The sequence below is a fragment of the Hydrocoleum sp. CS-953 genome (assembly GCF_002260545.1).
Classification (GTDB): domain Bacteria; phylum Cyanobacteriota; class Cyanobacteriia; order Cyanobacteriales; family Microcoleaceae; genus Trichodesmium.
In genome coordinates, this window is the sequence record NZ_LGSU01001255.1 from 1 (window position 1) to 8,649 (window position 8,649).

Here is an 8,649-nt window from a genome sequence, read left to right on the forward strand (position 1 = left end):
CCCCTACTCCCTAATTTTCATACTTAAATCTAACCAAGTTGACCGAGTAATAGGAGCACTTGTAGAAATATAATCTACTCCTGTTTCGGCAACATTCCTAATAGTTTCTAAGGTAATATTTCCCGAAGCTTCTATTTTAATCCGACTATTATTTTGCCGAATCATTTTAACTGCTTGCTCCATCACTTCAACAGACATATTATCAAGCATAATAATATCTGCTTGATGCTCCAAAGCAGTCTCTACTTCTACTAATGTTTCTGTTTCTACTTCAATAGTTAAAGGATAAGGCATTGTTTCTCTGACTTTAGCGATCGCCTCCCCAATACCTCCAGCAGCAGCAATATGATTATCTTTAATCATTACCGCATCATCCAAACCCATCCGATGATTTTTTGCCCCACCAACTTGAGTGGCATATTTTTCTAATATTCTCAGACCAGGTGTTGTTTTCCGAGTATCAACGAGTTGCACTGGTAGATCGGCAATTTTATCTGCATATCTACGAGTCATAGTTGCTATCCCACTCAGACGCATTCCTAGATTTAAGGCCACCCTCTCCCCAGTGAGTAAACTATCTAAAGGCCCATCTAATTTAGCAACTACTGTTCCCTTCTCGCACCATTCCCCCTCTACAACAGTGGATAAAAAATTTACCTTTTCATCCAGAATTTGAAATACCCTAGCTGCTATGGGTAAACCTGCAATGACTCCTGCTTCCTTTACTAACCAATGGCCAGTACCTAAAATTACTTCACTACCTGAAAATAGGCCAGAAGTTGTGCGATCGCCTCTACCAATATCTTCTAGCAGCCAATCTTTTAATAAATTATCTAATATTAGTTTTGGAGGTACAACTGCTTTCATAGTTTCGCCTTTTTCCGATATTAATAAATTGAATAAAATTATTTTTTCCTATAGGATAATAATTATCTTGTAAGTTACCTATATTTCTACTGCTTTAATATTTCATCTAAATATATAGGAATGATTTGTGAAAAAAAACTGTAGGGGTTTGGTCTCCAAACCCAAGTACCAACAGATTTCGAGACCAAAAGCCCTACGATAAAATCTTACAACCTATTTAGACTTATTTAGGATTGCTCTAAATAGTATTTAGATACTGTTTTTCAATAATTGATAATTGATAATTGATAATTAGCTCTCCCTAAAAGCTATCCCTTATAAGGAACTGCTGAAAACCTTGTGGGGAGAGGGGGAGCAGGGAGCAGGGGAGAAGGGAGAAATAGTTATAGTAGCTAGGCAAAACTACTTAAGTTATTAAAAAAAATGTAATGGATGAATACATTTTTGCTGTGAAAAAAGCCTTTTCAAGACCTACACACACATAACTTGTCTGTTTTGTCAAGTTTTATGTTAAGAAAGATGTTTATAAAGCATAGCCCTAAAAGGAAGAGGATTGAATAAAAGGAAATTTTTTTGTTTCTCCACGGTGAGTGAGAGGCTTTATACCTTTATTTTTTGGTAAGAGGAATGTTAAATTCACCAAAAAACAAAGGTTCTCTCGTATCGTTGAGAGAACCTTTGTTTATATTTAACCTGGCATCGTGCTATTTTACCGGGCAGCTACCCACCGAGTATCTTCGCCACTCTAGCGTTTCACTTCCGAGTTCGGGATGGATCGGAGTGGTTCCACTACGTCATAGACACCAGGAAAACTTTATAATTAATTAAAGTAATTATATTTGCCTTTAACCTTTAGGTCGTCCAGCTCTTTGTTTTCCTTACATTTATTACTATAAATACCTTTTCTATAAATGTCAACCCCCTAAGCAAAATTTTTTTTCCGTCTCAAACTTTGAGTTCAAATCGTTCATTTTTCCTCAAATGCCTAACTAAAAAACGTCCATCTCTTAATCATCCCATCCGTGCCTAAAATCTTTAGTCTAGCTTTCCTTTTTTCTCAAACCATTTAATAACCTGCTGAACTGTCAAATCCTGAATTGGTATAGCAGATTCTTGAGCAACCTGCTTTAAAGGAGATAACGAGGCCATCACCAATTTAATAAAGAAACTCTCAAAATTAGCATCTATATCTAAATTTTGCTTCAGACTTTCATCCTTTTTAATCCAAGTTTCCACCTGTTCAGCAGGTATTTTCTCTGGAGTCAAACCTGTTTCAGTGGCTATTTGCCTTAAACACCTCAAAGAATAAATGGCCAATCGTGTTGAAAACTTATCCTTAGAAGTTAGGAGCGCTGCATCAACTTGAGCAGACTCCTCTGGCGTTAAAAATTCCATCGATGGTTGCATATCAACTTTTAATTTTATATTTTTTTATTGACAGTATAAAGAAAAATTACACCACTTCTTCGCTTCTTCCTTCTTCCTTCTGTTTAATAATTAAATAACCACAACGATGTTCTCCATTAACAATCCAATGGGTTCTCTCTACAGTACAATCAGGCAGTACAGCACCAAACATCTCTAACTCATGGCCACAAACACTGGGGAAAGATTCGGCCACATTAGATATGGCACAGTTATGTTCTATCAATATATATCCTTCAACTTCCTCTAAAGTTGAATCACTTTTGAATTTTGAATTTTCAATTTTGACCTGTTCATTAGGATACCACTCTGCCATGTAACCCTCAGCTTTGCGGAGTTCTACTAAATGGGCTACGCGCTCCTGCACTGATCCTGTTCCCAGTAGTTGGCGATAGTGCATTGCCTTACGTTGCCATTGTTTGTGCAGGATTTGGGTAAGTTGGTCATATCCCATAGTTTCTGCCAAAGTATCCAGAAAAGAAACAGCGAACTGATCGTAACTGTGGGGAAAGCGATCGCGTCCTTGAGTTGTCAGTTCATAGATATGTTGTGGCCTTCCCATTCCTGTTGCTACTGATTTATATGTAATTAGTCCTTCTGTTTCCAAATCTTTTAAATGGCGGCGTATAGCTTGGGGGCTAACTTCTAGGGACTCAGCTAATTCCAAGGCAGTAGCTTGAGTTCGCTTCATCAAATGTTGCAGGATTTCTTGTTTGGTTGAATTTTGTTGAGTTGTTTCCATTATTTCAATTATCAGTTATCAGTTATCAGTAACAACCTCTGTATTGGGACACTTGAAATACTGAAGTTGATTTTTTATTCCCTTAAAAGGACAAGAGACCTTATTTTTTGTTTTTTTGGTCAAAAAAAATTTTTTACTGGACTTTGACAATATCACTGTTGTTAATGTAACCTAAAATAGACTTAAGCAACAAATAAGTTGTTTAAATCCTAATGGCCACTAAAGCCTCTTTAAATTACTAAGTAAGTAAATCAGGACTTAGACACCCAAACAAGAAACCGAGTTTATTGCCCTGATTATTTCAAATCACGAAATTTCGTCGATCAACCCGGTTTCTGTGTAAGTCCTATAAATATAACTAGGAAATAATTACTAGGAAATAAGTAAAATGACTGCTAAAGTAACAACCTTAGTTAATCAACCTTATAAATATGGTTTCGTCACTGATATTGAATCAGATACTATTCCTCGCGGACTCAGTGAAGATATAGTTCGTCTGATTTCTGCAAAAAAGAATGAACCAGAGTTTATGCTTAACTTTCGCCTCAAAGCATATCAGAAGTGGTTGCAAATGAAGGAACCAGTATGGGCGCAGGTTGACTATCCAAAAATAGACTACCAGAATATAATTTACTATTCAGCGCCAAAGGTTCAAGATAAGAAAAAAAGCTTAGATGAAGTAGATCCTACTTTGTTGGATACTTTTGAGAAACTGGGTATCCCTCTATCAGAGCAGAAACGTCTGAGTAATGTTGCAGTTGATGCTGTCTTTGATAGTGTTTCTGTTGCTACTACTTTTAAAGAAAAGCTTGCTGAAGAAGGAGTGATTTTTTGCTCTATTTCTGAAGCAGTAAAGGAATATCCAGAATTAGTGGAAAAATATCTGGGTAGTGTTGTACCAGTGGGGGATAATTTTTTTGCTGCTCTAAATTCTGCTGTATTTAGTGATGGGTCTTTTGTTTTTATTCCTAAAGGTGTACAATGTCCGATGGATTTGTCTACTTACTTTAGAATCAATAATGGCGACTCTGGGCAGTTTGAGCGGACTCTTATTGTAGCAGAAGAAGGTAGTTCTGTCACCTATTTGGAAGGTTGCACTGCTCCGATGTTTGATACTAACCAACTTCATGCTGCGGTTGTTGAACTTGTTGCTCTGGATAACGCTGATATTAAATATTCGACTGTGCAAAACTGGTTTGCTGGAGATGAAAATGGTAAGGGTGGTATCTATAATTTTGTGACTAAGCGCGGTTTGTGTAAGGGAGTAAATTCTAAAATTTCCTGGACGCAAGTAGAAACTGGTTCCGCTATTACCTGGAAATATCCTAGTTGTGTTTTAGTAGGTGACAACTCAGTAGGAGAATTTTATTCTGTTGCTCTAACTAATAATAAACAACAAGCAGATACAGGTACAAAAATGGTACATATCGGCAAAAATACTCGCAGTACAATTATTTCTAAGGGTATTTCTGCTGGAAATTCTGCTAATAGTTACCGTGGTTTAGTGAAAATGGGATCTGGTGCGAAGGGTGCGCGGAACTATTCTCAATGTGACTCAATGTTAATAGGCGATCGCGCTCAAGCAAATACTTTTCCCTATATTCAAGTAGATAATAATACTGCTAAGGTTGAGCATGAAGCTTCTACTTCTAAAATAGGAGAAGACCAACTTTTTTATTTTACTCAAAGAGGTATTTCTGCTGAAGATGCAGTGTCTATGATTATTAGTGGTTTCTGTAAAGATGTATTTAATGAATTACCGATGGAATTTGCTGCGGAAGCTGATAAGTTATTGAGTTTGAAATTAGAAGGAACGGTGGGATAATTAATAATTGATAATGGATAATGAATAATTGATAATTAATTCCTAGAGGTTTAAAGCTTTTCCTTACCAATGGATAATTGATAATCAGAGATGGTTGGCATTATTTATTATTCATCATCAATTAATAATTAGCCTAAAAATGTAGGTTGGGTAGAACAAAGTGAAACCCAACATCAGCGTTATTATTGCCATACTTTATAAAAATCTGTCTTAATAAGGGATAGGTTATTAAGTAATTATGCAGGATTAATTACATATACTTTCAAGTCTAAAAGCATATATTCCTGTGATTTAGGAATAAAATTAGGTACTTGTTGTTGGGTTTTTCCGTTGGAAATGCTCCGCAAACGTTCTATGCTGTGCAATGCTAACGCAAACAACCCAACCTACACTTATTCAAGGATTTTACTAAAAAAAATAATTCAGAACTATTCAAAGGTGTAAACATGATTAAAGAAAATAGCGAAGTTATTTTATCTGTTAAAAACTTAACAGCTAATGTCGAAGGAAAAGAGATTCTTAAAGGTTTGAATCTAGAAATAAAAGCTGGAGAAATTCATGCTATTATGGGTCCGAATGGTTCCGGTAAAAGTACCTTTTCTAAAGTATTGGCAGGTCATCCTGCCTACGAAGTTACAGGTGGAGAAGTTACATTTTTAGGAAAAAATTTATTAGAGATGGAGCCAGAAGAACGGTCATTAAATGGGGTGTTCTTGGCTTTTCAATATCCTCTGGAAATTCCTGGAGTGAGCAACTTAGACTTTTTGCGAGTTGCTTATAATACTAAACGTAAATATCAAGGATTAGAAGAATTAGACGCTTTTGATTTTGACGATTTGGTACAGGATAAATTAGGTATTGTCAAGATGAAACCAGAATTTTTAGACCGCAGTGTAAATGAAGGTTTTTCTGGTGGAGAAAAGAAGCGAAATGAAATCTTACAAATGGCATTGTTAGATCCAAAATTAGCAATTTTAGATGAGACAGACTCAGGATTAGATATTGATGCTTTGAGGATAGTCGCAAACGGAGTAAATGAATTGGCAAATGAATCAAATTCTATGTTAGTAATTACTCACTATCAACGTTTATTAAACTATATTGTGCCAGATTTTGTTCATGTAACTGAAGGCGGTAGAATTATTAAAACTGGTACAAAAGAATTAGCATTAGAACTAGAAGAAAAAGGTTACGATGATGTGATTGAAGAAGCAAAGGTAGGGGTTTAAATAATTAATAATTAACAATTAATAATTAATAATTACCTCTTCTTAAAAACTAAGATGATTGGTTCAGAGGAACTTTTTTCTCCCTGAAATGAAAGGAGAGGTTTAAAACCTTAATTTTTGGGAAGATAATTTCTCAGAAACTTTTATAAATTTCCTTGAGCGGATGAGTAGAATAGTAGGGACGTTTTGCTGCGGAACATGTTTTGCTGGCGCATAACTCCGTTAACGGCTGTCGCCGACATGGAAAGCGGAACATTCCGGAACGGAAAACGCATTTTTGCCTGTGCAACGTCCCTACACATAAAAAGAATTAACACTAACTGATTGATAGATAATTATCAAAAAGATTAAAAAAAAGTGTGTTAATTACTTAATAATTGAAGTGTTACCTAAGTATAGTATGATAGCAGTCGAAGCAAAGGACGCGGACATTTATCAATGCTGTTTTGCTACGCAAACATATTGCGAAGCATTCCGTAGGAAAACGCGGAGCGTTTCCCTATACGAAAAACCCTTGGAAATTCAACTGTTCCCAGTTCCCAGTTCCCAGTTCCCTAGTTTTGATAATTGGTATAAAAATTATGCAAGTGTCTGTAAAACCAGAGATATCTTATTTAGATAAATTACTCGAAGAATCTTGTAAAGGAGTTTCTCCAACTGTACCTCCAGAATTTCCTTTAGGTGCAAATATGGCAGCTTGGTTACAACAGGTTCGCGATCGCGCAGCAACTTGGGTGCGTGAGTTAGCTTTTCCGACTAAGCAAGATGAGGAATGGCGATTTACTGACTTATCTGCAATGATGAAGTTAGGTTTCCAAGCACCTGCTCCTGTAGAATTAGATGCTTTGAGTATCGCTCCCTTTATTTTACCGGAAGCAATAGACAGTCGGTTGGTATTTGTTAATGGAGTATTTGCACCTAACTTATCATCCCTGACAGATATAGAAAATGAGATATTTGTAGGCAACTTGGGACAGTTACCAACCGAATATCAAGAGCGCATCGGCAATTATTTGGCGCAACAACCAGGAAGTCAAGAAGTATTTACTTCCTTAAATACTGCTGGTTTAACTGATGCAGCAGTAGTATGGTTGCCAAAAAATCAGGTGGTAGAAAAACCAATACATCTATTATTTATTGCTACTGAGACGGAAATTCCCATATTGACTCAGCGTCGTTGTTTAGTAGTAGCGGAAAGTAATAGTAGCGCGAAAATAGTTGAGCATTGCGTGACAGCAGAAGTCATTTGTCCAGAAGCACCAAGTTCTCACCCTTATCTGACAAATACTGTTACAGAAATATGGGTAGAGGAAAATGCCGAAATTAATCATACCAGGGTGCAACGAGATGCAGGAGCAGCATTTCATATTGGCAAAACAGCGATCGCTCAAGCAAAAAATAGTCGTTATAGCTGTAATGCTATTCATTTAGGGGCAAAGTTATCTCGTCATAATTTAGAAGTGACTCAAATGGGTGAGGGAACAGAAACTAATCTTTATGGTTTGTCATTTATTGGTAACGCTCAAGAAGCGGATACTCACAGCAGCATTATTTTGAATCATCCCCATGGTGTTACCGACCAACTTTATAAGTCTATTGTTGACAATAAAGCACATTCTGTATTTAATGGTAAAGTCTATGTTTCTCAAACTGCACAGTTAACAAATGCTGCTCAGTTAAATCGTAATTTGTTGCTTTCTTCTGGTGGAAGAGTTGATACAAAACCGGAGTTAGAAATTATTGCCGATGATGTTAAATGTTCTCACGGAGCAACTGTTAGTCAGTTAGATGATGATGAAGTATTTTATCTACAAAGTCGAGGTTTAAGTCAAGAAGCAAGTCGCAACTTATTAATTGATGCTTTTGCAGCAGAAATTATTAACAAGTTACCCCTACCTTCTTTGCAACATATTTTAAAACAATGTGTCGCTTGTAAAGTTTAAAAGAAGGAATAGTTCATTAATTGATAATTGATAATGGATAATTGATAATTACCTCTGGTTAAAACCTTTCTTGATTGAATATAAGGAAATACTATTTCTTTTTTTTCCTTAAAAGGGGAGGCTTTAGACCAGAATCATCTAATTATTTGATTGTTTAATTATTAATTATTTCGGCAAGAAGTAATTAAGGAGGAAAGTGAGTTAAAAAGTAGATTTAAACTTACAGTAAGCTCCAAGTCTATGAGGTAAAAATATTATTAATAATAAAACCTTTGTAGTGCAGGCATCTTGCCCATGAGATTGTTTCCGGAATTACTATTTCCTACTCCTTAAAAAAACTGAAATAGCAGTCGAAGTAAAGGGCGCGGACATTTATAAATCCTGTTAGCAGAGCTTTTCCCTATACGAAAAATCCTTGGACAGTTTGCTATTCCCTATTCCCTATTCCCTATTCTCTATTCCCTAGCGCTACGCGCTATAACTGAAAAAATGACTATTATTCAAGACAGAACTTTGGCAGATAAAGTACGAGCAGATTTTCCGATTTTAAATCAGGAAATAAATGGTAAACCACTGGTTTATTTAGATAATGCTGCTACTTCCCAAAAACCTTTAGCA

6 protein-coding genes, 1 rRNA gene and 1 pseudogene are annotated in these 8,649 nt (G+C 36.0%); 4 read left to right on the top strand and 4 right to left on the bottom strand.

The features are described 5' to 3' along the window. Positions 1-3 precede the first annotated feature (3 nt). The 4 genes from nadC to sufR all read right to left on the bottom strand — a co-directional run bounded on the left by nadC (position 4) and on the right by sufR (position 3,037). Complete coding sequence (nadC, locus tag AFK68_RS21715; protein ID WP_094675003.1) at positions 4-867, bottom strand: carboxylating nicotinate-nucleotide diphosphorylase; 864 nt, start codon at positions 865-867, stop codon at positions 4-6. A 691-nt stretch (positions 868-1,558) separates the two neighbouring features. Next, a 5S ribosomal RNA gene (gene rrf, locus AFK68_RS21720) occupies positions 1,559-1,675 on the bottom strand. Positions 1,676-1,902: 227 nt separating this feature from the next. Then, positions 1,903-2,274 carry a hypothetical protein gene (locus AFK68_RS21725; protein WP_094675005.1) on the bottom strand — a complete coding sequence of 124 codons (372 nt, stop codon included), beginning with the start codon at positions 2,272-2,274 and terminating at the stop codon, positions 1,903-1,905. 46 nt (positions 2,275-2,320) lie between these two features. Then, a complete protein-coding gene (gene sufR, locus AFK68_RS21730; protein ID WP_094675007.1) occupies positions 2,321-3,037 on the bottom strand; it encodes an iron-sulfur cluster biosynthesis transcriptional regulator SufR in 717 nt (238 codons plus the stop codon). Positions 3,038-3,422: 385 nt separating this feature from the next. Between sufR and sufB the strand changes: the two genes are divergently transcribed. The 4 genes and pseudogenes from sufB to AFK68_RS42255 form a co-directional block, all read left to right on the top strand. Further along, entirely contained in the window at positions 3,423-4,859 is a 1,437-nt protein-coding gene (gene sufB, locus AFK68_RS21735) for a Fe-S cluster assembly protein SufB (protein ID WP_094675009.1), read from the top strand. A gap of 446 nt (positions 4,860-5,305) precedes the next feature. After that, on the top strand, positions 5,306-6,088 hold the full coding sequence (gene sufC, locus AFK68_RS21740; RefSeq protein ID WP_094675011.1) for a Fe-S cluster assembly ATPase SufC: 783 nt from the start codon (positions 5,306-5,308) through the stop codon (positions 6,086-6,088). Between the two features lie 581 nt (positions 6,089-6,669). Next, positions 6,670-8,031 carry a Fe-S cluster assembly protein SufD gene (gene sufD / locus AFK68_RS21745; RefSeq protein WP_210407550.1) on the top strand — a complete coding sequence of 454 codons (1,362 nt, stop codon included), beginning with the start codon at positions 6,670-6,672 and terminating at the stop codon, positions 8,029-8,031. A 489-nt stretch (positions 8,032-8,520) separates the two neighbouring features. Next, positions 8,521-8,649: pseudogene (locus AFK68_RS42255) on the top strand (cysteine desulfurase); the annotation flags it as partial.

What these genes read in the sequence shown, in the direction of transcription:
- nadC (WP_094675003.1), bottom strand. Translation starts at nt 867, where the DNA reads ATGAAAGCAGTTGTACCTCCAAAACTAATATTAGATAATTTATTAAAA.
- AFK68_RS21725 (WP_094675005.1), bottom strand. Translation starts at nt 2,274, where the DNA reads ATGCAACCATCGATGGAATTTTTAACGCCAGAGGAGTCTGCTCAAGTT.
- sufB (WP_094675009.1), top strand. Translation starts at nt 3,423, where the DNA reads ATGACTGCTAAAGTAACAACCTTAGTTAATCAACCTTATAAATATGGT.
- sufC (WP_094675011.1), top strand. Translation starts at nt 5,306, where the DNA reads ATGATTAAAGAAAATAGCGAAGTTATTTTATCTGTTAAAAACTTAACA.
- sufD (WP_210407550.1), top strand. Translation starts at nt 6,670, where the DNA reads ATGCAAGTGTCTGTAAAACCAGAGATATCTTATTTAGATAAATTACTC.